This window comes from Croceicoccus marinus (assembly GCF_001661675.2).
GTDB lineage: Bacteria > Pseudomonadota > Alphaproteobacteria > Sphingomonadales > Sphingomonadaceae > Croceicoccus > Croceicoccus marinus.
Window position 1 is genome coordinate 2,569,037 of the sequence record NZ_CP019602.1, and the last position, 23,797, is coordinate 2,592,833.

25 protein-coding genes are annotated in these 23,797 nt (G+C 66.0%); 15 read left to right on the forward strand and 10 right to left on the reverse strand.

Going from position 1 to position 23,797, the window contains the following annotated elements; genetic code table 11:
- The first annotated feature begins 227 nt into the window (after nt 1-227).
- The 8 genes from A9D14_RS12170 to ribA all read left to right on the forward strand — a co-directional run bounded on the left by A9D14_RS12170 (nt 228) and on the right by ribA (nt 6,623).
- The gene (locus A9D14_RS12170; protein ID WP_083987905.1) at nt 228-2,075 is read left to right on the forward strand and encodes an ABC transporter transmembrane domain-containing protein; all 1,848 of its coding nucleotides are present in this window, start codon (nt 228-230) and stop codon (nt 2,073-2,075) included.
- A gap of 67 nt (nt 2,076-2,142) precedes the next feature.
- Nucleotides 2,143-2,397, forward strand: coding sequence for a GlsB/YeaQ/YmgE family stress response membrane protein (locus A9D14_RS12175; protein ID WP_066846843.1), 255 nt, complete (start codon nt 2,143-2,145; stop codon nt 2,395-2,397).
- 119 nt (nt 2,398-2,516) lie between these two features.
- Nucleotides 2,517-2,762 (forward strand): hypothetical protein, encoded by a 246-nt coding sequence (locus tag A9D14_RS12180; RefSeq protein ID WP_066846846.1) that lies wholly within the window; start codon nt 2,517-2,519, stop codon nt 2,760-2,762.
- Between the two features lie 150 nt (nt 2,763-2,912).
- Entirely contained in the window at nt 2,913-3,230 is a 318-nt protein-coding gene (locus A9D14_RS12185; protein ID WP_066846849.1) for a hypothetical protein, read from the forward strand.
- Nucleotides 3,231-3,451: 221 nt separating this feature from the next.
- Nucleotides 3,452-3,619, forward strand: a complete 168-nt coding sequence (gene rpmG / locus A9D14_RS12190; protein ID WP_047822680.1) for a 50S ribosomal protein L33 — start codon at nt 3,452-3,454, stop codon at nt 3,617-3,619.
- Nucleotides 3,620-3,841: 222 nt separating this feature from the next.
- A complete protein-coding gene (locus A9D14_RS12195) occupies nt 3,842-4,426 on the forward strand; it encodes a LolA family protein (protein ID WP_232468544.1) in 585 nt (194 codons plus the stop codon).
- Between the two features lie 321 nt (nt 4,427-4,747).
- A complete protein-coding gene (locus A9D14_RS12200; protein WP_066849110.1) occupies nt 4,748-5,542 on the forward strand; it encodes an exodeoxyribonuclease III in 795 nt (264 codons plus the stop codon).
- 7 nt (nt 5,543-5,549) lie between these two features.
- On the forward strand, nt 5,550-6,623 hold the full coding sequence (gene ribA, locus A9D14_RS12205) for a GTP cyclohydrolase II (protein WP_066846855.1): 1,074 nt from the start codon (nt 5,550-5,552) through the stop codon (nt 6,621-6,623).
- Between the two features lie 237 nt (nt 6,624-6,860).
- Here ribA and A9D14_RS12210 read toward each other — a convergent pair whose 3' ends face one another.
- The 8 genes from A9D14_RS12210 to A9D14_RS12245 form a co-directional block, all read right to left on the reverse strand.
- Complete coding sequence (locus A9D14_RS12210) at nt 6,861-7,535, reverse strand: potassium channel family protein (RefSeq protein ID WP_232468546.1); 675 nt, start codon at nt 7,533-7,535, stop codon at nt 6,861-6,863.
- On the reverse strand, nt 7,528-8,856 hold the full coding sequence (locus A9D14_RS12215) for a TrkH family potassium uptake protein (RefSeq protein WP_066846858.1): 1,329 nt from the start codon (nt 8,854-8,856) through the stop codon (nt 7,528-7,530). Before A9D14_RS12215 ends, A9D14_RS12210 begins: the two co-directional genes overlap by 8 nt.
- 175 nt (nt 8,857-9,031) lie before the next feature.
- Nucleotides 9,032-9,556, reverse strand: coding sequence for a Flp family type IVb pilin (locus tag A9D14_RS12220; protein WP_157668219.1), 525 nt, complete (start codon nt 9,554-9,556; stop codon nt 9,032-9,034).
- 91 nt (nt 9,557-9,647) lie between these two features.
- The gene (gene recQ / locus A9D14_RS12225) at nt 9,648-11,426 is read right to left on the reverse strand and encodes a DNA helicase RecQ (protein ID WP_066846864.1); all 1,779 of its coding nucleotides are present in this window, start codon (nt 11,424-11,426) and stop codon (nt 9,648-9,650) included.
- A gap of 56 nt (nt 11,427-11,482) precedes the next feature.
- Nucleotides 11,483-14,116 (reverse strand): methionine synthase, encoded by a 2,634-nt coding sequence (gene metH, locus A9D14_RS12230; protein WP_066846866.1) that lies wholly within the window; start codon nt 14,114-14,116, stop codon nt 11,483-11,485.
- 20 nt (nt 14,117-14,136) lie between these two features.
- Nucleotides 14,137-15,213: a homocysteine S-methyltransferase family protein gene (locus tag A9D14_RS12235; RefSeq protein WP_083987906.1), complete on the reverse strand. Its 1,077-nt coding sequence runs from the start codon at nt 15,211-15,213 to the stop codon at nt 14,137-14,139.
- A complete protein-coding gene (gene metF, locus A9D14_RS12240) occupies nt 15,210-16,115 on the reverse strand; it encodes a methylenetetrahydrofolate reductase (RefSeq protein WP_066846871.1) in 906 nt (301 codons plus the stop codon). The genes A9D14_RS12235 and metF overlap by 4 nt, the downstream gene beginning before the upstream one ends.
- Entirely contained in the window at nt 16,112-17,164 is a 1,053-nt protein-coding gene (locus A9D14_RS12245) for an ArsR/SmtB family transcription factor (protein ID WP_066846873.1), read from the reverse strand. Before A9D14_RS12245 ends, metF begins: the two co-directional genes overlap by 4 nt.
- 128 nt (nt 17,165-17,292) lie before the next feature.
- On the opposite strand from A9D14_RS12245, the gene A9D14_RS12250 reads away from it, so the two are divergent.
- From A9D14_RS12250 to A9D14_RS12260, 3 genes are all read left to right on the forward strand, one after another.
- Nucleotides 17,293-17,610 (forward strand): hypothetical protein, encoded by a 318-nt coding sequence (locus A9D14_RS12250; RefSeq protein ID WP_066846875.1) that lies wholly within the window; start codon nt 17,293-17,295, stop codon nt 17,608-17,610.
- Complete coding sequence (locus A9D14_RS12255; protein WP_066846877.1) at nt 17,610-17,846, forward strand: hypothetical protein; 237 nt, start codon at nt 17,610-17,612, stop codon at nt 17,844-17,846. Before A9D14_RS12250 ends, A9D14_RS12255 begins: the two co-directional genes overlap by 1 nt.
- Before the next feature lie 74 nt (nt 17,847-17,920).
- Nucleotides 17,921-18,175 carry a hypothetical protein gene (locus A9D14_RS12260; RefSeq protein ID WP_066846879.1) on the forward strand — a complete coding sequence of 85 codons (255 nt, stop codon included), beginning with the start codon at nt 17,921-17,923 and terminating at the stop codon, nt 18,173-18,175.
- Here A9D14_RS12260 and A9D14_RS12265 read toward each other — a convergent pair.
- Nucleotides 18,169-18,441, reverse strand: coding sequence for a ribbon-helix-helix domain-containing protein (locus A9D14_RS12265; RefSeq protein WP_066846882.1), 273 nt, complete (start codon nt 18,439-18,441; stop codon nt 18,169-18,171). The genes A9D14_RS12260 and A9D14_RS12265 overlap by 7 nt on opposite strands.
- Before the next feature lie 82 nt (nt 18,442-18,523).
- Here A9D14_RS12265 and trmB point away from each other — a divergent pair, with 82 nt between their 5' ends.
- Together trmB and A9D14_RS12275 are read left to right on the forward strand one after the other, a co-directional pair.
- A complete protein-coding gene (trmB, locus tag A9D14_RS12270) occupies nt 18,524-19,225 on the forward strand; it encodes a tRNA (guanine(46)-N(7))-methyltransferase TrmB (RefSeq protein ID WP_066846885.1) in 702 nt (233 codons plus the stop codon).
- A 136-nt stretch (nt 19,226-19,361) separates the two neighbouring features.
- Nucleotides 19,362-20,123, forward strand: coding sequence for a sulfite exporter TauE/SafE family protein (locus A9D14_RS12275; protein WP_066846887.1), 762 nt, complete (start codon nt 19,362-19,364; stop codon nt 20,121-20,123).
- A 483-nt stretch (nt 20,124-20,606) separates the two neighbouring features.
- Here the strand turns inward: A9D14_RS12275 and A9D14_RS12285 are convergent, their stop codons facing one another.
- Nucleotides 20,607-20,801: a YdcH family protein gene (locus A9D14_RS12285; protein WP_066849117.1), complete on the reverse strand. Its 195-nt coding sequence runs from the start codon at nt 20,799-20,801 to the stop codon at nt 20,607-20,609.
- 274 nt (nt 20,802-21,075) lie between these two features.
- Between A9D14_RS12285 and A9D14_RS12290 the strand changes: the two genes are divergently transcribed.
- Together A9D14_RS12290 and ptsP are read left to right on the forward strand one after the other, a co-directional pair.
- On the forward strand, nt 21,076-21,231 hold the full coding sequence (locus A9D14_RS12290; protein WP_083987907.1) for a YdcH family protein: 156 nt from the start codon (nt 21,076-21,078) through the stop codon (nt 21,229-21,231).
- A 148-nt stretch (nt 21,232-21,379) separates the two neighbouring features.
- The gene (gene ptsP / locus A9D14_RS12295) at nt 21,380-23,653 is read left to right on the forward strand and encodes a phosphoenolpyruvate--protein phosphotransferase (protein WP_066846893.1); all 2,274 of its coding nucleotides are present in this window, start codon (nt 21,380-21,382) and stop codon (nt 23,651-23,653) included.
- Nucleotides 23,654-23,797: the final 144 nt, after the last annotated feature.

Below are 23,797 nucleotides of genomic sequence, written 5' to 3' on the forward strand. Positions count from 1 at the left end.
CAGCGCGATCCACGCATGTGCAACAAGGGCGGCTGGTCCATCGGCAACGCCGGGCGGAACAGCCGCAATAGACGGCCAATGCCCGCACAGTGTAGATCGTTCCCGAGCCGCGTTGCAATGCAGCAATTCCGGTTCGCCTCGTATTCCGGTCGAAGGAAGCATAATTGCGCGGGGATCAGTCGGCGATAGCGCTTCAATCCCCGTACGCTTTGGTCTAGTCGGCTGCCATGACCGAGCAGACCAGCCTTACGCGATCGGCAGAACCGGCGGGGCAGCCGCCTTCGCCGCCGAGGTCGGGGGATCCGCATGTCGATGGCGCCGACGACGCGGCGGCAAAGCCGTCGCGCGCGATGGGGCCGCTGTGGATGCTGGTGAGGGCGGCGTGGCACTATCCCGGCCACATGGCGGGCGCCGGGCTGGCCCTGCTCACCACCTCTGCCGCGACGCTTGCGATCCCCTCGGGCTTCAAGCTGGTGATCGACCGCGGCTTTGGCGATGGCGAGATCACGCGCTGGTTCCAGTATCTGCTGATCCTGGTGCTGGTGCTGGCGATCGGGACGGCGTTCCGCTTCTATCTGGTGTCGTGGCTTTCCGAACGGGTCGTCGCCGATCTGCGGCTGAAGGTTTACGATAATCTCGTCACCCTGCCACCCTCGTTCTACGAGGATAACAACCCGCGCGAGATATCATCGCGCATGACTTCAGATACCGCGATCATCGAACAGGTGGTCGGATCGACCATCTCGGTCGCGCTGCGCAATGCGCTGACCGCGATCGGCGGCACGATCTACATGTTCATCCTGGCGCCGGGGCTGACGGTGTGGCTGCTGCTGGCGATCCCCGCGGTGATACTGCCGCTGGTGCTGATGGGACGCAGGGTACGGCTGCTGTCGAGGTCGAGCCAGGACCGTATCGCGGACCTGGGCGCGATGGTGAGCGAGGTGCTGGGCGGCATCCGCATCGTGCAGGTGTTCAACCAGGAACGGCGCGAGGCGGCCCGCTTTGGCGGCGCGGTCGAGCGGTCGTTCGAAACCGCCCGGCGGCGCATCCTGATGCGCGCCCTGCTGACCGCGCTCGCCATGGGGCTGGTGCTGGGCGCGCTGGTGGCGCTGATGTGGCGCGGCGCGCTCGACGTGCAGGCGGGCACGATCACCGGGGGCACCATCGCGGCCTTCGTCATCACGGCCGGGCTGGTCGGCGGCGCTTTCGGTTCGCTGGCCGAAGTCTATGGCGAAGTCCTGCGCGCTGCCGGTGCGGCGCAGCGGCTGGGCGAACTGCTGGCGACGCGCGCGGTCATCGCCGCTCCGGCGCGTCCGCAGGCGCTGCCCAGTCCTCCGCGCGGATCGGTCGCGTTCCAGAACGTCACCTTCCGCTATCCCACCCGGCCCGACGATAAGGCGCTGCGCGACTTCACCCTGACCGTCGAACCGGGAGAGACGGTCGCCGTCGTAGGACCGTCGGGCGCCGGCAAGTCGACCCTGTTCCAGCTGATCGCCCGGTTCTACGACCCGCAGTCCGGCAGCGTACGCGTCGACGGGATCGACCTCACCCGTGCCGACCCCGGGGAACTGCGCCAGCGCCTTGCCCTGGTACCGCAGGAAAGCGTGCTGTTCGCTGCGAGCGCCCGCGACAATCTGCGCTATGGCGCGTGGGACGCCAGCGACGAGGCAATCTGGGAAGCCGCCCGCGCCGCCAATGCCGAGCAGTTCCTGCACGCCCTGCCCGACGGGCTGGACACGTTCATCGGTGACAGCGGCGCACGGCTTTCCGGCGGCCAGCGCCAGCGCGTGGCGATTGCCCGCGCCCTGCTGCGCGATGCGCCGCTGCTGCTGCTGGACGAAGCGACCAGCGCGCTCGACGCGCAGAGCGAGAAGCTGGTGCAATCGGCGCTCGAAACGCTGATGAAGGGGCGGACCACCATCGTGATCGCGCACCGGCTGGCGACCGTGCGCGCTGCGGACCGCATCGTGGTGATGGAAAACGGCGCAATCGTCGAGCAGGGCACGCATGCACAGCTGGTCGAACGCGACGGCCTCTATGCCAATCTGGCGGCGTTGCAGTTCGAATCGGAATAGGCAGCGGCGGAACCAAGCGCCCGGCCTTGGGGTTTCCTTGACAAACGCAGTTCAAAGGAAACTTACGATGGGTATCATCATCATGATCATCGTCGGGGGTATCATCGGCTGGCTTGCCAGCATCGTGATGCGCACCGACGCGCAGCAGGGAATCCTGCTGAACGTGGTCGTCGGCGTCGTCGGCGCACTTATAGCTGGCCTTGTCGTCGGCGGGAATACCATCATGAACGGATTCAGCCTTTCGGCTCTTCTTTTCTCGTTCCTGGGTGCGGTCGTGCTGCTTGCGATCGTCAATCTGTTCCGTCGCGGCCGGGTGCGCTAATCCACCTGAAAAATAGACATAGGTAAAGATAACCGGCCGGGACGAAGGAACCTTTCAACGTCCCGGCATTTTTTAGGCCGAGCCGGCTTTATGGCCGGACCATTCGAGGGGAACGACTGATGAAGAAGCTTATTGCCACCGCCAGCGCCGCAGCCCTCGGCCTTGCGCTTGCCGCGTGCGATAGCCCTGCCGAAAACCAGATGGAGGACCAAGCCGAAGCGGTCGAGGACCAGACCGAGATGCAGGCTGAATCGCTTGAAGACGCCGGCATGGAACAGCAGGCCGACATGGTCGAGGAACAGGGCGAAGAACGCTCCGACATGATGGAAGAGCAGGCAGACGACATGGGCGCCGCTCCGCAATAAGTCGTCCACAAGACCGATTGGCGGCGTCGATCCCCGGGATCGGCGCCGCTTTTGGTTTCGGCGCGGAACCAAGCCTGTTTCCAGCACTTGATGATGGGTAGGACAAAGGCCGCAACAGCGCCGGCCCCGATCTTTGGAGAGAGTTTCGCCATGGGCACCAATGTCGCAGAAATGGTTCGCGGTGAGCGCGAGATGGAAGAAGTCGTCGCATCGCGCTACCGCGCGTTTCGCGCCACGTCGCCGGACAGGGCGGTCGATATCATCCCTACCGACCCGGTCGAAGCGGACCGTTTCGATTCGATGCGTGCACACGGCGTGATCCGCGGTGCCGAGGGCGGCTTCTATCTCGACGAGGATGCGCTTGAGCGCGTACGCAAGAACCGCAAGGGCTGGCTGTTCGGCAGCGCGGGCGTCGCAGCGGTCGTGGGCGTTATCGCGGGCGTCCTTGTCGGCCGCCGCCAACGCTAGAAGGCCGATCGGGCGGCCGGACGGCAGCGCGAGAGGCCACGGATGGCTTGACTTGTGCGGTCATATCCAGCAAAGGCCGCCACGCTTTGGCAAGGTCTGCCGGTGATTCCGAGAGCAATCGCCGCTATCCTGCCACGAGAATCGATTCTCAGACTTGAACCGGAACACAGCGCGGTAATGCCCTTGGGTGCTGCCCGCATCAGTATATTTAGGAATACGCCATGGCGAAGCCCGCAACCGTCAAGATCCGGCTGGTCTCCACCGCCGACACCGGCTTCTTCTATGTCACGAAGAAGAACCCGCGCAACATGACCGAAAAGATGGTGCAGCGTAAGTACGACCCCGTCGTACGCAAGCACGTCGATTTCAAGGAAGCCAAGATCAAGTGATCTTGCGCGCGGGCGGCGCTTGCCGGCCCGCGCTCCTGCCTGTCGCGCCTCTGCCGACTGGCGAGGATGCCGATCTATGCAATGTCGGCCTGCGGAACCTGCCGGTTCACCACGGGTTCAATGGCGACACGCCATGACACCGGGATGATTTCGGCAATGTCTTCAAATATCCGCCGCGGGCGCCTGCTTGCTTATGCTGCCCTCGCTTCGTTGGCGGCACCGATGTCCTTTGCGCTTCCGGCAGCCCCCGCTGCTGCGCAGGCGGAAGGTGATCTCTCTCGCGCCGTCACCGCTCTTCGCGCGATCAAGACGATGAGCGCGGACTTCACGCAGGTCGACCGCAACGGCCAGCAACTCACCGGCAAGATGGTGCTCAAGCGGCCCGGCAAGATCCGCTTCGAATATCAAAAGGACGTGCCCGTCCTGATCGTATCCGACGGTTCGCGCCTGACCATGCTGGACTATGAAGTCCGGCAGAAGCAAGTCTGGCCGATCAGCAACAGCCCCTTGGGCGCGCTGCTCGATCCCGGCAAGGACGTGATGCGGTTCGGCAAGCTCATGCCCACGCGCCACCCGGACCTGGTTAGCGTGCAGGTGAAGGATCCGAAGCACCCCGAATACGGCACGATCACGCTGATCTTCAATCGCGACGCCTCGGCCCCCGGCGGGCTTCAGCTGGAAAGCTGGGTTTCGGTTGATTCGCAGAACAAGATCACCAAGATCTTCCTCAGCAACCAGCGCTATGGAATCCCTGTCAGCGACGGCACTTTTGCCTTCAAGGACATTCGTCCTAGGCAGAAACGCTGACCGTTCGCTCTCTTAAGGGCTAATTAACGGTCAATTGTGCGGGTATAGCGACGAACGCCTCTTTTCCTGACCCTTTCGTTCATCTATCCGACAGGCGTTCGGGCGTAGATATATCCGAACAAGATGCGAGGGAATCGGGTTTCCCCCCTGTTGCCCGCCCCAACAAACCGCATCTTGCCGAGCGTGACGAACGCGAATGGCGACCCCCGACCCAATGCCCCCGGGTCGGGGGTTTTGCGTTTCCGGCGTCCCTGCAAACCTCTCCATCTACCCGCATCGTGACGATTGGACTTTGCCGCGGAAGGCCTTATGGCCCGCTGCATGGTTACCGTTGCCACCTGGAACATCAATTCCGTCCGCCTCCGCCTCGATCAGGTCGAGCGCTTTCTTGCCGAGCAGCAGCCCGACGTGCTGTGCCTGCAGGAGATCAAGGTGGCCGAACACCTCTTCCCGCATGCCGCGTTCGAGCGCATGGGATATGTCCACCGCGCCGTGCATGGGCAGAAGGGCTATCACGGTGTCGCGACCGTCTCGAAACTACCGCTCACCGAACTGAGCCGCCATGACTGGCAGGACAATGGCGAGGCCCGCCATGTCGGCGTGGAAGTCGGCGGCGCGGGCAAGGGCCTGCTGATCGAGAATGTCTACATCCCCGCCGGCGGTGACGAGCCAGACCGCGAGGTCAATCCCAAGTTCGGCCAGAAGCTCGACTTCCTGGAACGCATGGCCCACTGGGCCGACACCGTCGATCGCCCCAGCCTGATCGTCGGCGATTTCAACGTCGCCCCGCTGGAACATGACGTGTGGAGCCACAAGGCGCTGCTCAAGGTCGTCAGCCACACCCCGGTCGAGGTCGAGGCGCTTGAGCGTTTTCGCATTGCGCATGGCTGGGTCGACCTGGGCCGCGAATATGTGCCCGCCGACCAGAAGAGCTTTAGCTGGTGGAGCTATCGCAACAAGGACTGGAAGGCGTCCAATCGCGGGCGCAGGCTGGACCACATGTGGGCCTCTCCCGAACTGGCGCCGCAAGCGCGGGGGCATCGCGCGCTGACGGAGTGCCGCGACTGGGAACGGCCTTCGGACCATATCCCGCTGGTCACCCGTTTCGAGCTGTAGGCCCGACATGGCCGCCCCCTCCCCTTCCCGCCGGACGGCGCAGGCGGTCGATGCGCTGCGCCATGGCTGGCCCGTGCGGATCGCGGGCGGCGACGGCACGCTTTGCCTGCTGGCGGCCGAAACGGGCCATGACGCGGGCGGAACCTGTGCGGACCGGCTGCTGGTTTCGGCTGCGCGGGCCGCGACGCTGAAGCTGATCAACCAGAAGGACGCCGCCGTGCCCGACGCGCCCGCGCTGATCCGCGCGGCGGAGCCCTTTACCCTGCAGGCCGCGCGCCAGCTGTCCGATCCCTCGCGCGATCTGGCCAATCCGCTGGCGGGACCGTTTCGCGCCCAGCCGCTGGAAGCCGCCGAGGCCGCCAAGGCGGCGATGGCGCTGGCACGGATCGCGGGGATCCTGCCCGCCTTCCTGGTCGCGCCCGAACCTGCGGGCGAAGCGGTGGAGCTGTCCGCCGGCGACATCGCGGCGTTCGAGGATCCGGCCCGCCTCTCGGTTCAGGCCCGCGCCCATCTGCCGACCCGGGCGGCGGAATCGGCGGAGATCGTCGCCTTTCGCGCACCCGACGATCTGCGCGAGCATGTGGCGCTGGTCATCGGCAGCCAGACCGCCGAGCGCGTGCCTTTGGTGCGGCTTCACAGCGAATGCCTGACCGGCGACGTGCTGGGCAGCCTCAAATGCGATTGCGGGCCGCAGCTTGATGCCGCGCTGGCCGCGATGGCGCAGGAAGCGGCGCAGGGCGGCTGGGGCGTGCTGCTCTATCTGCGGCAGGAGGGGCGCGGGATCGGGCTGATCAACAAGCTGCGCGCCTATCGCCTGCAGGACCAGGGGTTCGACACGGTGGACGCCAACAACCGGCTGGGCCTGCCCACCGATGCGCGCGATTTTCCGGTCGCGGCGCGCATGCTGGAACTGCTGGGCGTGCGGCGCATCCGGCTGCTGACCAACAACCCGATGAAGGTCGACACGCTGGCAGGGCTGGGCATCGAGGTGGCCGAGCGCGTGCCCCACGCGCTGCCGTCGAACCCGCATAATGCGCGCTATCTGGATACCAAGCGGGACCGCACGGGGCACCTGTTGTAGCGCACCGGTTGAGGCCCACCCTGGTTGACACAGGCGACACATCCTACAACCGCTGTCACCTGCCGCTGACCCGCGGAAATGCGCGGGTTTCGCACCGCCGGTTGACACCGCGGGGGCCCCGGAAAAACGGGCGGGGAAAATTCGACGATGGGAAGGAGCCTGATCGCGTACGGCTAGCGCGGCGGGGCCATGTAGGACAGGAAAAATCCGGCGTGTGCTGGCCCCTGGGGCTGGCCGTCAGCGCTGCCTGAGGTTGTGGATCGCCGAGAAGCGTTCGATATCCTCGATCCGGCCAGACACGACCAGCTCGTCGTCGGGAAAGATGATGGTGTCGGGCACGGCATGGATGAAGTCCTGTCCGGTGCGCTTGACGCCCACGACCGTCACGCTGAACTTCTTGCGGCATTCGCTGGTCATCAGCGGAAGGCCGACAATCGGATCGGGCGCCTTCAGCCGGGCGATCGCGAAATCGTCGCCAAAGGCCAGGAAGTCCAGCAGCCGTTCGTTGAGGAGATGCGCGACGCGTTCGCCCATGCGCTGTTCGGGGAACACGACATGGCGCGCGCCGGTCCGTTCCAGGATGCGGGCGTGCTTGTCGTTGTTGGCCTTGGCCCAGATATTGGCAATGCCAAGATCGCATAGCGCCAGCACCGCCAGCACGCTTGCCTCGATATCGGTGCCGATGGCGACGACCGCGGCTTCGAAATCGGCGACGCCCAGCTGGTCGAGGGTCGCCATCTCGGTGCAGTCCGCCTCGACCACCTTGGTCAGCTGGCCCGCGAATTCGTGCACCAGCCGAGGATCGGTGTCGGCGCCCAGCACCTCGTGCCCCATGCGTTCGAGGGTCAGGGCGACCGCGCCGCCGAACCGGCCCAGCCCGATCACCAGCACGGGTTTTCGCTTGTCAGCCAACAATGGGATTCTCCTCGGGATAACGGTAAGGGCGTTCGCGCCGGCCCAGCGCCAGCGCGGTGGCGACGGTGATGGTGCCCACGCGCCCCACGAACATCAGCGCGCACAGCACCAGCAATGCGCTGGGCGGCAGGTCGGCGGTGATGCCGGTCGACAGCCCCACCGTGGCAAAGGCCGAGATGCATTCGAACAATATGTCGCCGAGCGGCAGGGCGCTGACCGACGCGATATAGGTGGTCGCGGCGAAGATCAGCGTGGCGGCCAGCACGGTCACCGACAGCGCCTGGCGTTCGACAGCGCGGCCGAAGCGGCGCTGGAACAGCCCCGCGTCGCGGCGGCGCAGGGTTTCCGACAGCACGATGGCGAACAGCACGAAGAAAGTGGTAACCTTGATGCCGCCCGCGGTTCCGGCGCTGCCGCCGCCGATGAACATCAGGAAGAAGTTCACCATGATCGTCTGATCATGGAAGGACCCGACGTCCAGGCTGTTGAACCCGGCGGTGCGCGGCATCACCGCATGGAACGCGGCATTAAGCGCCTTGGCCCCCGCGCCCATCGGCCCCAGCGTGTCGGGATTGCTCCATTCCATCGCCAGTATCGCGGCGAAGCCCAGCGACAGCAGCGCGATCGTGCCGGTGACGGTGATGCGCGAATGAAGCGACCAGCGGCGCCAGCGCAGCCGGTGCGTGCGCAGGTCCTGCATCACCGGGAAACCCAGTGCGGCGAGGATCACCGCCACCATGATCGGCACAAGGATGAAGGGATCGGCCTGGAAGCCCATAACGCTGTCGGAAAAGCTGGAGAAACCGGCATTGTTGAACGCGCTGACCGCATGAAACAGCCCGTGCCACAGCGCGGCGGGCAGCGGCAGATCATAGGCGGTCGCAAAGCGGAGCGCGAGGATGGCCGCCGTGATCCCCTCTACCGCCAGGGTGACCGCGAACACCAGGCGGAGCACCGCCGCGGCATCTCCGCCGCCCAGCAGGCTGCGTTCCACCTGCGTCGCCATGCGGTCGCGCAGGCCGAAGCCGCGCCCCGCCATCAGCCCGAACAGGGTGGCGGCGGTCATGATGCCGAAGCCGCCGACCTGGAACAGCAGCAGGATGACGCCCTGGCCGAAAGCGGACCAGTAGACCGGCGTGTCGGTCACGATCAGCCCGGTCACCGCCACCGCCGATGTCGAGGTGAAGAGCGCGACCAGGACGGGCGCGCGGGTGCCGTCCGCCGTGGCGAGCGGAAGGCTGAGCAGGATCGTCCCTGCGGCGATCAGCGCGAGGAACAGGACCGGGATCAACCGAATCGGATCGCGCAGGCTCAGCATCGAATCGCCCTTGGGCGCGAATGGCTTACGGGTAAAGGGCTTTGCCGCGCCGCCGGTTCAGAGGAGGTTTGGCGATGGTCGGATGATGGGGGGCCGGATGATGGGGGGCCGGATGATGGAGGGGCTTCCCGATGGAGGGGCCGGCGATGAAGGGGCTGGCGATGGAGGGGCGGTATCAGCCGGGGCCGTCCTCCGCATCGCCGTCGTCGTCGCCGTCGGGATCGAGGTCCGGCTCGGGGTCGGGGCTTATGCCGCCGTCGCCGCCGGGGATCTGCTCGCCCGAACCCGGTCCGCCGCCCCCGCCCGCACTGCCGCCTTCCGAACCGCCGCTACCTGAATCGCCGCTACCCGGGCCGCCGCTGCCCGCGCCGTCCGGATTGCCTGCCCCGCCGCCGCTGCCCGAACCGCCCGTGCTGCCGCCGCCGCCGCTGCCGCCGGATGCGCCGCCCGAACCGCCATCCCCCGACGCACCGCCGCCCGAACCGCCCGCACTGCCGCCGCCCGAAGCGCCATCGGCGGGATTGTTGGTTTCGTAGATGCCATTCGCCACATTGCCGATCGCATGTTCGATATTCGCGCCCAGTTGAAACGAGGCATATCCAAGGCCAATCACCATGACGCTGAGAACAAGTGCGTATTCCGCCGAGGATCCGCCGTCAGATTCGTGAAAAAACCTGTCAGTAAAGGGACAAATTTTCATCGAATCACTCCTGCGACAAGGGATGCGATGCTTATGGCACAGGTCGCCGCGATGCGGGAAACTTCGCGATTATTGGGGGGCCTCTGCCCGATTACGAATGCTGCTGGATCACGTCGAGGAAGTCCTCGCCATATTCGTCCAGCTTGCGCGCGCCGATGCCGGGAAGTTCGCCCAGCTCGTCCAGCGTCTGCGGGCGCAATCCGCACATGTCGCGCAGCACGCTGTCGTGGAAGATCACATAGGGCGGGACGCCATTGTCCTTGGCAAGGTCGCGGCGAAGGCTGCGCAAAGCCTCGAACAGCGGGTCGCCGATGGGGTTTGGCGTGGCATCGCCGCCGCGCCGCTTCGTGCGCTGGCGCCGGGGCGGGAGGACGAGGTCCAGCGGCACCTCGCCCTTCAGGAACGCGCGGGCGTCGGGGCCCAGCATCAGCCCGCCATGCTCGGTCGGGAGCAGCGCACCGCGGACCTGCAGCGCGCGGCTGACGGGTTTGAGCATCGCGGCTTCCTCGCCCTCGACGATGCCGAAGACCGAGAGGCTTTCGTGCCCGTTCTGGCGGCTGCGGTCGGTGGACTGGCCGGTCAGGATGCTCTCGACATAGCCCGCGCCGAACATCTGGCGCGTGCGCGCGACGGCGGAGAGATATTTCTGCGCGATCACCGTGGCGTCGATCGACTTGGGCGGGGACAGGCAATTGTCGCAATTGCCGCAGGTTTCGGGCGGGCTCTCGCCGAAATGGCGCAGCAGGATCGCGCGGCGGCAGCCGGCGGTTTCGACCAGTGCGCCCAATGCGCCGAGGCGGGTACGCTCGCCCGCGATGCGGTCCTCGCCCATTTCGCCCAGCCGCATGCGCGCGCGGGCGAAATCGTCGGCGCCCCAGAACAGATGCGCGACCGATGGGTCTCCGTCGCGGCCCGCGCGGCCGGTTTCCTGGTAATAGGCCTCGATCGACTTGGGCAGGCCTGCGTGGATCACGAAGCGCACATCGGGCTTGTCGATGCCCATGCCAAAGGCGACGGTGGCGACCATCACCATGCTTTCGGATGCGACGAAATCGTGCTGGTTGCGGGCGCGCGTCTCTGGCGGAAGGCCCGCGTGATAGCAGCGGGTTTCGCGGCCCGATCTTCCCAGCGTTTCGGCCAGCCGCTCTGTCGCGGCGCGGGTCGGGGCATAGACGATGCCGGGGCCGGGCTGCGCGTCCATGATCTGCTGGATCTGGCGCGCAAGGCTGTCGCGCGGGGTGATGTGATAGCGGATATTCGGCCGGTCGAAGCCCGCGACGATCAGGCCGTCTTCCGGAATACCGAGCTGGGTCAGGATGTCGGCCCGCGTATGCGCGTCCGCCGTTGCCGTCAGCGCAAGGCGCGGGACCTGCGGAAACGCGTCCATCATCGGGGCGAGCAGGCGGTAGTCGGGGCGGAAATCGTGGCCCCATTCGGAGACGCAATGCGCCTCGTCGATCGCAAACAGGGCGATGCGGCACTGGGACAGCAGTTCGCGGAAATGCGGCTGGCTGGCGCGTTCGGGTGCGACATAGAGGAGGTCGAGATCGCCGTCTCGCAGGCGCTGCACGGTTTCGGCGCGGTTCTCGTCCACGCTGGTGAGGGTGGCGGCGCTTATGCCGTTCGCCTCGGCGCTGCGCAGCTGGTCGTGCATCAGCGCGATCAGCGGGCTGACGACGACGCAGGTGCCGTCCAGCATCAGGGCGGGCAGCTGGTAGCACAGCGACTTGCCCGCGCCGGTCGGCATCACCGCCAGCGTGGAGCGCCGGTCCAGCACGCGGTCGACCACCTGGCTCTGCACCCCGCGAAAGGCGGAGAAGCCGAAAGTGCGTTTGAGGGTGTCGAGCGCGCCTGCCAAGTTCTGGGCCATGGGGGACGCCATGACAGATCGCGCCCCCGCATGGAACGGCTGCGGGCGGATATTCCTCAGTCCAGGTTCGGGCGCAGCCAGCGTTCGGCGGTGGCGAGGTCGATGCCGCGCCGCGCCGCATAGTCCTCAAGCTGGTCGCGGCCGATGCGGGCGACGCCGAAATACTGGCTTTCCGGGTGCGCGAAGTAAAAGCCCGATACTGCCGAGGTCGGCCACATCGCGTTCGATTCGGTCAGCGTGATGCCAGCCCGGTCCTCGACCTGCATCAGGTCCCACAGGATGGGCTTGAGCGAATGGTCGGGGCATGCGGGATAGCCGGGCGCGGGGCGGATGCCGCGATATTGCTCCTTGATCAGCGCCTCGTTGGTCAGCTGTTCCTGCGGGGCGTATCCCCACAGCGTGGTGCGGACATGCTGGTGCAGGCGTTCTGCGAAAGCCTCGGCAAAGCGGTCGGCCAGCGCCTTCAGCAGGATGTCCGAATAATCGTCATGCGCCGCGCGGAAGCGGGCGGAGTGGTCGTCGATCCCGTGGATGGCGACCGCGAAACCGCCCAGCCAGTCGCCCGCGGGGTCGACGAAATCGGCAAGGCAGAAATTCGCGCGTTCGCGCGATTTCTTCACCTGCTGGCGCAGGAAGGGAAGCCGCGTGCCGTCTTCCAGCACGACATCGTCGCCATCGCGCCTGCACGGCCAGAACTCGCACACGCCGCGTGCGGTAAACCATTGTTCCGCAATGATCTGCTGCAGCATTTTCTGCGCATCGGCGAACAGGCTGCGCGCGCTTTCGCCCACCACCTCGTCGTCGAGGATCGCGGGGTAGTTGCCCGCCAGCTCCCATGCGCGGAAAAACGGCGTCCAGTCGATATGGTCGGCGAGATCCGCCAGGTCCCAGCTGTCGAATACGTGATTGCCCGGCTGTGCGGGTGCGGCGGGCTTGTCGGCCATGTCGGCGGCAAAGCCGTTATCGCGCGCTTCGGACAGCGGCAACAGGGCGCTTTGCCCCTTGCCCGCGCGCTTGACGCGGACATCCTCGTACTCGTCGGCGATCTTCACGACATAGGGGTCGCGCTGGGTGTCGGACAGAAGCTGCGAGGCGACGCCGACCGCGCGGCTGGCGTCGAGCACGTGGATCACCGGCCCCGCATAGGCGGGATCGATGCGCAGCGCAGTGTGCACCTTGCTGGTGGTTGCGCCGCCGATCAGCAGCGGGATCGCCATCTCGGCGCGGGCCATCTCCTCGGCCACGGTCACCATCTCGTCCAGCGAAGGGGTGATCAGGCCCGAAAGGCCGATGATGTCGGCATCGTTCTCGTTCGCGGCCTTCAATATGTCGGGCCATGGCACCATCACGCCGAGGTCGATGACTTCATAGCCGTTGCACTGCAGCACGACGCCGACGATGTTCTTGCCGATATCGTGCACGTCGCCCTTTACCGTCGCCATGACGATGCGGCCCTTGGGCCGTGCGCCCTCTTCCTTCTCCGCCTCGATATAGGGGATCAGGTGGGCAACGGCCTTTTTCATGACGCGGGCGGATTTGACCACCTGCGGCAGGAACATCTTGCCGCTGCCGAACAGGTCGCCGACGACATTCATGCCGTCCATCAGCGGGCCTTCGATCACCTCGATCGGGCGGCCGCCGCGCTCTTCCACGGCGGCGCGCATTTCCTCGGTATCGTCGACGATATGCGCGTCGATGCCCTTGACCAGCGCGTGTTCCAGCCGCTTCTCGACCGCATAGCCGCGCCATTCGGCGGCCTGTTTCTCCGCCTCCGGGCTCTTGCCCTTGTAGCTTTCGGCCAGCGCGATCAGCCGTTCGGTCGCGGTGTCGAAACCGCTGTCCGCCGGGGACCCTCGCATCAGGATCACATCCTCGCACGCGTCGCGCAGCACGGGATCGATCTGGTCGTAGACGTCGAGCTGCCCGGCATTGACGATCGCCATGTCGAGGCCAGCGGGGATCGCGTGATAGAGGAACACCGAATGCATCGCGCGGCGCACCGTCTCGTTGCCGCGGAAGCTGAAGGACAGGTTCGACAGCCCGCCGCTGAAATGCACGTGCGGGCAGGTCTTGCGCAGCACCGACACCGCCTCGATGAAGTCGAGCGCGTAGCGGTCATGCTCCTCGATGCCGGTCGCGACCGCGAAGACATTGGGGTCGAAGATGATGTCCTCAGGGGGAAAGCCGATACCGGTGAGGAGCTTGTAGGCACGCTCGCAGATCTCGATCTTGCGCTGCTTGGTGTCGGCCTGGCCGGTTTCGTCGAAGGCCATCACCACGACCGCCGCGCCGTAATCCATGCATTTGCGCGCGGCATCCAGGAAGGGCGCCTCGCCCTCCTTCATGCTGATCGAATTGACGATGGGCTTGCCGGAGACGCATTTTAGGCCCGCCTCGATCACCTCCCACTTGGACGAATCCACCATGATCGGCACGCGCGCGATATCGGGCTCGGCGGCGATCAGCTTGAGGAAGGTGGTCATCGCCTCGACCGCGTCGAGCAGGCCCTCGTCCATGTTGACGTCGATGATCTGCGCGCCGTTCTCGACCTGCTGGCGCGCGACTTCGACCGCGGCGGGATAGTCGCCCGCCATCACCAGCTTCTTGAAACGCGCAGAGCCCGTGACATTGGTGCGCTCGCCAATATTGACGAAGCGGCTTGCCGCTGCGGCAAAGTCCTGATCAGACATGATATTTCCTGTTTGGCCGCCTAGGCAGCCATGATGAAGGGTTCAAGTCCCGCCAGCCGCGTCTTGCGCGCCGGTTCGGGGATCTGGCGCGGGGCGATGCCCTTTACCGCTTTGGCCATGGCCGCAATATGCTGCGGCGTCGAACCGCAGCATCCGCCCAGCACGTTGACCAGCCCGCGCCTTGCCCAGTCGAGCACATAGCCTGCGGTGGTGTCGGGCATCTCGTCATATTCGCCCAGCTCGTTCGGCAGGCCCGCATTGGGATAATGCATGGTGCAGCAATCGGCGATCTTGGCGAGCGCGGCGACATGCGGGGCCAGCTGCGTCGCGCCGAACGAGCAGTTCAGCCCGACCGTCAGCGGATTGGCATGGCGCACAGCGTACCAGAACGCCTCCACCGTGTGGCCCGACAGATTGCGGCCCGACAGGTCGGTCAGCGTCATCGACAGCATGATCGGCACTTCGCGGCCCAGCGCCTGTTCCATCTGGCGCACCGCCATGATGCCCGCCTTGGCGTTCAGCGTGTCGAACACCGTCTCGATCAGGATGAAATCCGCCCCGCCCTCTACCAGTGCCTCGCACTGTGCGCGGTAAATTTCTGTCAGATAGTCGAAATCGATCTCGCGGTAGCCGGGATCGTTGACGTCGGGCGACAGCGAGAGCGTCTTGTTGGTCGGCCCGATCGCGCCCGCCACGAAGCGGGGACGGCCATCCTTGTCAGCAAACTCGTCGGCCAAGCGCCGCGCCAGAGCCGCGCTTTCGCGGTTGATGTCGGCGACGAGGTCTTCGGCCGCGTAATCGGCTTGGCTGATCTTGTTGGCGCTGAACGTGTTGGTCTCGGCAATGTCGGCCCCGGCCTCGAAATAGGCGCGGTGGATCGATTCGGGCACCTCGGGCCTGGTCAGCGCGAGGATGTCGTTATTGCCCTTCTGGTCCTTCGCCAGGCCCAGGTCGCCTGCGTAATCGGCCTCGACCAGCCCCTTGGTCTGGATCTGCGTGCCGAACGCGCCATCGGTGATCAGGATGCGCTGCGACGCCTGTTCCAGGAAGGCGGCGCGGGCCTTGCTTGGCCGAATGCTTTGGAAGGTCATCGTCATGCTGCATTCTCCTGCACCAGCGCAGCTTCCCGTGGGCGCATGCCGAGAAGATGGCACACCGCATAGGAAAGCTCGGCGCGGTTGAGTGTGTAGAAATGGAAGTCGCGCACGCCTTCTGCATAGAGGGTGCGGCACATTTCGGCGGCGATGGTGGCCGCGACCAGCTTGCGCGATTCGGGCCGGTTGTCGAGCCCTTCGAACAGTTCCTCCATCCATTTCGGGATTTCGGCACCGCAGGCATCGGCGAACTTGCGCGTCTGGGCGACGTTGGACACCGGCAATATGCCCGGCAGGATCGGCGCGTCGATCCCCTGCGCGGCGGCAAGGTCGCGGAAGCGCAGGAATTTCTCGGGCGCGAAGAAGAACTGGGTGATGGCGCGCGATGCGCCCGCATCCAGCTTGCGCTTCAGATTGTCGATGTCGGCCTGCGAATCCTGCGCCTCCGGGTGGGTTTCGGGGTAGGCGGCGACCGAGATGTCGAAGGGCGCGATGTCCTTGAGGCCCGCGACCAGGTCGGCAGCGCTGGCATAGCCGCCGGGATGGGGCACGAAGCGGTCGCCCATCGTCGGCGGATCGCCGCGCAGGGCGACGATATGGCGCACGCCCGCGTTCCAGAAGCCTTCGGCCACCTCGCGGATCTCGTCCCGGCTGGCGTCGACGCAGGTCAGGTGCGCGGCGGTCGGCAGGCCGGTTTCGCGGATGATGCGCGCCACGGTGCCATGGGTGCGCTCGCGCGTGCTGCCGCCCGCGCCATAGGTGACCGACACGAAATCGGGCCGCAGCGGCGCGAGCGCGAGGACGGTGTCCCACAGCTGCTCTTCCGACTTGTCGTTCTTGGGTGGGAAGAATTCGAACGACACGTCGATGTCGCCGGGCAGCGAGGCGAAGAGGGGTTTGCTCATGGTCGGGTTCGCACTTTCGTGTCGCCGCCGCGCCGGGTTCCGGCGGTTTTGGCGGCAATCTGGGGAATAAGGTCGCGGCGGGTGCCGGTCCAGATGCGGACGGTAAGCTCCTCGCCTTTCAGCGATGCGGTGTCGCCGAGGACGAAGCCTGCGTCGCCCAGCAGCCTGTCGATCTGCGCGTCGGTAAAGCCCAGGCGGGCATGGGCGTCGCGTTCGCGCAGTTCCTCGAACGCATGGGCGGCGAAATCGACGATGGCCACGCGCCCGCCGGGGCGGGTGACCCGTGCCGCTTCGGCCAGGGCCAGTTCGGGCAATTGCGCGTAATGCAGCACCTGGTGGAACAGCACGGTGTCGAAGCTGGCATCGTCGAACGGCAGGTCGGTGAAATCGCCCTGCAACAGGTCCAGCCGCGCGGGCGGCAGGTCCTGCAGCCGGGCGCGGGCGACGCGCAGCATGTCGTTGCTCTTGTCGATGGCGCTGACGTGGCTGGCGAAGGGGGCGAACAGTTCGGCGATGCGGCCCGTGCCGGTCCCGATGTCGAGCATGCGGCCCAGCGGCGCGGCATCGCGCGCGGCGGGATCGATCCGCAGCAGGCCCGCCAGCTTCGCCTCGACCCGCTTGTCGTCGCTGTGGAGCGAGCGCAGCCGGTCCCATTCGTCGGCGTGGCGCGCGAAATAGAATTCGGCGCTCGCCTCGCGCGCGGTGCGGATTGCGGAGAGGCGGCGCATGTCGCCGGCGCAGAGCTCGCCGAACGCCTCGTCCTCGCGCTCTGCCGCAGCCAGCATCCGGTCTGCCGCAGCCAGCATCGGCGAATCGCTGTCGTCCAGCCGGGTTTTCAGGAACACCCAGCTGCCCTCCTTGCGCTTTTCGACCAGCGCGGCCTCGGTCAGGATGCGGATGTGGCGCGAGATGCGCGGCTGGCTCTGTTCCAGCACTTCCGCCAGTTCACCCACCGCCAGCTCCATGCGCGAGAGCAGGCGCAACAGGCGCAGGCGCGAGGGATCGTCGATCGCGCGCAGCAACTCTGTCAAAGGCGGGGCGGTGGTCATGGACAGAGCATATAAAGAAAGCTTTATATGTTGGCAACGATTGCCTGCGTGGTCTTGCGCGCCTAAATTCCGTCCGCGCCCGACCGGCGCCCAGTTCAACGGTCCCAGTTCAACGGAGTGACCCCGAGATGAAGATGATGATTGCCCGTGTCGCGCTTGTCGCCGCGCCTGCCCTGCTGCTTGCCGCCTGCGGATCGACCGACGAGGCTGATGCACCGGCAGAGGCCGACAATGTCGAGATGCCCGCTGCCGAAGTGATGGCGCAGCCCGGCATGGAAGGCGATGCCGCCATGGATCCCTCGATGGCCGACATGACCGACGAGGATGCCGCCGCCGCCGCAACCACCGAACCTGTCGAGCCGGTCGTCGACCCGACCGCCGAAGCCGCCGCCGATGCGGCCGACGATGCCGCCGCCGATCTGTCGGCAGCGATGGAAGGCGAATAATGCCATCCCGCCTCGCCGCATCGGTCTGCGCGGCCTTCCCGGCCCTGCTGCTGACCGGCTGCGGCGAGGCGATCGGCGATCCGCCGGCCCCCGACGCGACCGAGCGCGAGGTGCTGGCGGACGCGGCGGAGATGTTGCCTGAGCCGCCAGCCGCGCCCGATGGCGATGCGCGGGAGGGTGCTGCGCCGTTGCGGGGTGAGGCTGCGCCGTTGCGGGGCGATAACGCGCCGGAATGATCTTACGAATGGCATGATGATCTGAAACGAAGCCGAGGCTGGCGCGTTGATGGGGCAAAGAAGGAGAATTCCAAATGGCTTTGCTTAAACTCGCCGCCCTGGGCGCAATCGGTTATGCCGGTTACCGCTATTACCAATCCAGCCAGAACGATTCGCCCGCCGCTTTCGCGGGGGGCCAGCCGCGCGACTATGACAAGACCGACGAGGTGACGCCGGTTCGCGATTCAGGCCCCGCATCGATGCGCGACAAGCCGCGCCGCGACTGGACCAAGACCGACGAATCGAGTGACCAGAGCTTCCCGGCCAGCGATCCGCCGGCGAATTACTGACCCCGGTCGGTGACGCCGCCGGGTCGGGCCATGCGCCCTGCCTGACGCGTCACCAGCCACACCCGGATCGCACTGGCGAGCCCCGGCGGGGTTTCGCTGGCGATGCGTTCGGCGTCTATCCGCGCGACAATCGCGTTGATCGGCGCCTTTTCGCGTTCGGCCTCTTCAAGCAGCATGTCCCAGAACACCGGTTCCAGGCTGATCGAGGTCTTGTGCCCGGCGATTTCGACCGAGCGTTTGACCGGCGGGTGGTAGAGCGGCGTCATGTCCGGGGCGCATAGCGCAGTTGCGCGCCGGGTGCACTCTCGCACTCGACGAGCGGGCGTTCGGGCGCTAACGGCCTCGCCCATGACTGCGCACAAGGAAGGCGATCCCACCACGCTCAGCCGGCTGTATGGCCGGTCGAAAGGCAAGGCCCTGCGCGCGTCGCAGCAGGAACTGGTCGACAATCTGCTGCCCCGGATCGCGGTGCCGAACGAGGGTCCGGTGTCATCGCGCAGCCTGTTCGGCGACGACCGCCCGCTGCATTTCGAGATCGGCTTCGGCGGGGGCGAGCATCTGGCCTATCGCGCCGACCTGCTGCCCGATCACGGCTTCGTGGGTTGCGAGCCGTTCCTGAACGGCGTCGCGCAGGCGCTGACCCATGTACGCGACGATGCGCTGGGCAATGTGCGGCTGCACATGGGCGATGCGCTGCAGGTGCTGGCGCGCGTGCCGGACCGGGCGCTGTCCTTCGCCTATCTGCTGCATCCCGATCCCTGGCCCAAGGCGCGCCATGCCAAGCGGCGCATGATGAACGACGGGCCGGTCGAACTGATCGCGGCCAAGCTGAAACCGGGCGGCGAGTTTCGTTTCGGCACCGACCACCCGGTCTATCTGCGCCACGCGCTGATGGTGATGCAGCGTCATGCGGACACATTCGAATGGCTGTGCGAGACGCCCGCGGATTTCCTGACCCGCCCGGGCGGCTGGCCCGAGACGCGTTATGAAGCCAAGGCGCGCCGGCTGGGACACGAGGTGTGGTATTTCCGCTATCGCCGGCGCGGCTGACGGCGTGCTCGCCGATGGGTGGAGCGGCGGGTCGGGCAAGATATTTCGCCTTTCACCCCCTCTCACAAAATTGTTTCGCTTAAATCGGGGCTGCCGATAATCTTCCGTTCCGGTTCCATTGCCGGGATGTAATTAGATGGCCGCTGAATTTCTGGCCGACCTCGTTCCCTTCATCATCGTCGGATTTGCCGCGCAGCTGGTCGACGGCGCGCTGGGCATGGCGTTCGGCGTCATCTGCAATTCGCTGCTGGTGGGCGTGCTGGGCTTTCCGCCCGCGCTGGCGTCGGCCAAGGTGCATCTGGTCGAATGCTTCACCACCGGGGCGAGCGGGATCAGCCATCTGGCTCATCGCAATATCGACAAGTCGCTGTTCTTCCGCCTGGCGGGAGCGGGCGTGCTGGGCGGAGTGGCGGGCGCCTATCTGCTCAGCAACATAGACGCGGCGATCGTGAAGCCGATCGTGCTGGCCTATCTGGCGATCATCGGCCTGTGGCTGATCGTGCGCGGCGTGCTCTATCCCCCAGAGGCGAAGCCGGCGCGCTTCGTCGCGCCGCTGGGGGCCGTGGGCGGTTTCCTCGACGCGGCGGGCGGCGGTGGATGGGGGCCGGTGGTCACCTCTAACCTGCTGGTGCAGGGCGTGGAGCCGCGCCGCGTGATCGGCACGGTCAGCGCGGCGGAGTTCTTCCTGACGGTGGCGATCTCGATCACCTTCATCTCGCAGATCGGGCTGGCGGATCTGGCGGGCGCGACATTGGGGCTGGTGATCGGCGGCGTGTGCGCGGCCCCGATCGGCGCCTATGCCGCCAAGCGCATTCCGATCAAGCCGCTGCTGATCTTCGTCGGCGTTGTGCTGACGATCACCAGCATCGTGGGCATCGTGACGGCGCTGCGGGGGTGATGGGTGGGAGCGTTTGCCCGGGAGCGTCGATAGAAAGCCGACCGCTGGGGCATGCGAGGTTGCGGAAGGTCGGCTATCGGTAGGGCCGGCCGGTTGGCTTGAATGGCCGGAATGGGGTGGGAAGCGGACATTAAAGACTTCGGGCCAATAGCATCCCGGCAAACCAAGCGATGCCGCTCATTGCGACCAACCCAAGAATCGCTTGAACCACAACCAGCCCCCATTGGTCACCCGTAATGACCCTTAAGGCCGCAACGTAGGCGAGCGCTATCGTAAGAGCGGCCCAAAGCAGCGCGGTATTGTCGTAGGCGAGTGCAACCCAAAGGAGGATAATCACTCCAACAACTACCAGCGTAGTGTTTAACAACGTCCGTCCCATGCTTGCGGATGTTGGCCGTTTTGCTGCACGTCAGCAACCGGTCGTATCCGGGCTGGCAGCTTTCGATAAAACCTGGTGCTTAGCGGACCCGCAGCACTGACATCCTAAGCAATGATATCCGGGATCAGCGCGTCCTCCAGCTGCAGGATCTGGTCCTTGAGCAGGAGCTTGCGTTTTTTCAGGCGGGCGACGCGCAGCTGGTCGGTCGGGTTTTCCGACAGGGCGGCGATCGCGGCGTCGAGGTCGCGGTGCTCCACGCGCAGAATTTCCAGCCGCTTGCGCATCTCGTCTTCGGTCATGGCCATGCTCATGCCCCGTTCGCCGCGCGCAGGCAACGGCTGTTGCGGCCTGTCGCATCTGCGCGGGACTTTCGTCGCGATCATCCCGGATTGCCCCTTCGCAAGATGACAGATTTATGATTGTCTTGGCGCTGTCGGCAATGCGACCGCCACGAGTCGCCGCCGGCCGCTTAAGTTGGCTTCGATCATGAGGGGACCTTGGCACGGGGAAACGAACCCGCGCCCGGGAATCGACCGCCAGATCCGAAACACGCGAACGCAGGAGACTGACTTCATGGAATCCACGCACATCAGCGCGCTCAACACCAAGCACGCCGGACTTGAACGGCAAATCCACGAGGAAATGACGCGGCCCGCGCCCGATGCTGCGAAGATACAGGCTCTCAAGCGAAAGAAGCTGAGGATCAAGGAAGAGATTGCGCTGAACTAGGCGCTCTTCGCTGACAGACATTGGCGCCCCCGGCATCCGAACTGGATTTCCGGGGGCGTATCGATTGCGGCACCGGGGGCACGGACGCAGCGCGGGACGCGCGCATTTGTGATTTGGCGCGGGGGCGGCTTTGCTATAACCGGAAGCCATGCCATCAGCCGTTTCAGCAGCACGACAGATCCTTACCAGCCTGCACGAGGTGATGGCCTCGCGCCATAACGCGCAGGCCAAGCTGAACCAGGTGGTCGAGCTGATCGGCGAAAGCCTCCATAGCGAGGTGTGTTCGATCTATCTGCTGCGCGAAGGCATGCTGGAACTGTTCGCCACGCGCGGCCTGAACCAGGACGCGGTCCACGTCACGCGGCTGGCCATAGGCGAAGGCCTGGTGGGATCGCTGGCCGAGCATGTCGAGACGCTGAACCTGGCCGAGGCGGCGGCGCATCCTGACTTTTCCTATCGGCCCGAGACGGGGGAGGACAAGTTCCACTCGTTCGCGGGCGTTCCCATCGTGCGGATGGAGCGCGCGGTCGGCGTGCTGGCGGTGCAGCATGTCGAGCCGCGCCGCTATGAAGAGGTCGAGATCGAGGCGCTGCAGACCGTGGCCATGGTGCTGTCGGAGCTGATCGCCAATGCCGGGCTGATCGACGATGCCGATACGGTCGCGGCCAGCCCGATGCTGACCGATCCGCGGCAGGTGTCGGGCCTGTCGCTGGTCAAGGGGCTGGCGGCGGGGCATGCGGTGTTCCACCAGCCGCGCATCACCATCGAACATGTCGTGGCCGAGGATACCGAGGCCGAGCGTGCGCGCGTATTGTCGGCCTTTGACAAGATGCGCGAGCAGATCGAGACCATGTCGAACCAGGCCGAGTTCGGCGTGGGGGACGAGCATGACGAGGTGCTCGAGACCTACAAGATGTTCGCCTATGACGAGGGCTGGACTCGCCGCATCAACGAGGCGATCGATTCCGGCCTGACCGCCGAGGCCGCGATCGAGCGCGTGCAGCAGCGCACCCGCATGCGCATGCGCCAGATCGACGATCCGCTGCTGGCCGACCGGATGCACGATCTTGAGGATCTGGCCAACCGCCTGCTGCGCATCGTGTCGGGGCAGGTATCGACCGCCGCGCGGCTGGGCCTGCGCGACGATACGATATTGATCGCGCGAAACCTGGGCCCGGCGGAACTGCTGGAATATGACCGGCGGCGGCTGAAGGGCGTGATCCTGGAGGAAGGATCGCTCACCAGCCATGTCGTCATCGTGGCGCGCGCGATGGGCGTTCCCGTGCTGGGCCGGATAAGGGGTCTGCGCGGCATGATCCGCGAGGGGGACCTGATCCTGGTCGACGGGGCGCAGGGCATCGCCAATGTCCGCCCGACCCAGTCGGTGGTCGAGGCGTTCGAGGCGCGATCGGCCCGCAGCCGCGAGCGGCAGGCCCGCTATGCGGCGCTCCGCGATGTCGAACCCTTCACGAAGGACGGCGAGCGGATCAATTTGATGATCAACGCCGGGCTGCGCGACGACGTGCCGCTGCTGAACCTGACCGGCGCGGACGGCATCGGCCTGTTCCGGACCGAGTTCCAGTTCCTGGTGTCCGCCGCCCTGCCCCAGCGCGACCGGCAGACGCGGCTCTACCGCGACGTGCTGGACACCGCGGGCGACAAGCCGGTGATCTTCCGCACCGTGGATGTTGGGGGCGACAAGTCGCTGCCCTATCTGCGCGCCGAGGGCGAGAACGGCGACGAGAACCCGGCGATGGGCTGGCGCGCGCTGCGCCTGGCGCTTGAGCGCGAGGGGCTGATGAAGGCGCAGGCCCGCTCCCTGCTCGAGGCATCGGCGGGCCGCACGCTGAACGTGATGTTCCCGATGGTGTCCGAACCGTGGGAATTCGATGCGGCCAAGGCCGTGTTCGACGCGCAGATCGCCTTCCTGCGCGGCCGGCGCAAGGTACTACCCGAACAGATTCGCTATGGCGTGATGCTGGAAGTGCCCGCGCTGGCCGAGATGCTGGACGTGCTGGCGCCCAAGCTGTCGTTCATCTCGATCGGCACCAACGATCTGACCCAGTTCCTGTTCGCCGCCGACCGGTCGAACCCCAAGCTGGCCGAACGTTATGACTGGCTGAACCCGTCGATCCTGCGCTTCATTCGCCGCGTCATACGCACGCTGGCGGGTCAGCAGATCGACATCACCGTCTGCGGCGAGATGGGCGGCCGCCCGCTGGAGGCGCTGGCGCTGGTCGGCATCGGCATCCGCCGCCTGTCGATCACGCCCGCATCGATCGGGCCGCACAAGGCGATGTTCCGCAAGATCGACACGCGCGAACTGACCGAGCAGATGGAACTGTGGCTGAACGAACCCGTCGGCGACCTGCGCGGCGCGCTGACCGAATGGGCGGACGAGCGGGACATCGACTGGGAATAGGGCCCCCGGATCGGCGTGCGCCGGGGTCTGTCATTGAAGCTGCTGGCAAAATTTTGCGCCGAATCGCATTTCTGCTGGGAAAGATCGTGGGGGGCGGGGTGCAATCGCCCGCGCAATATCGTATCGCATGGCCGTGCAAGCAGG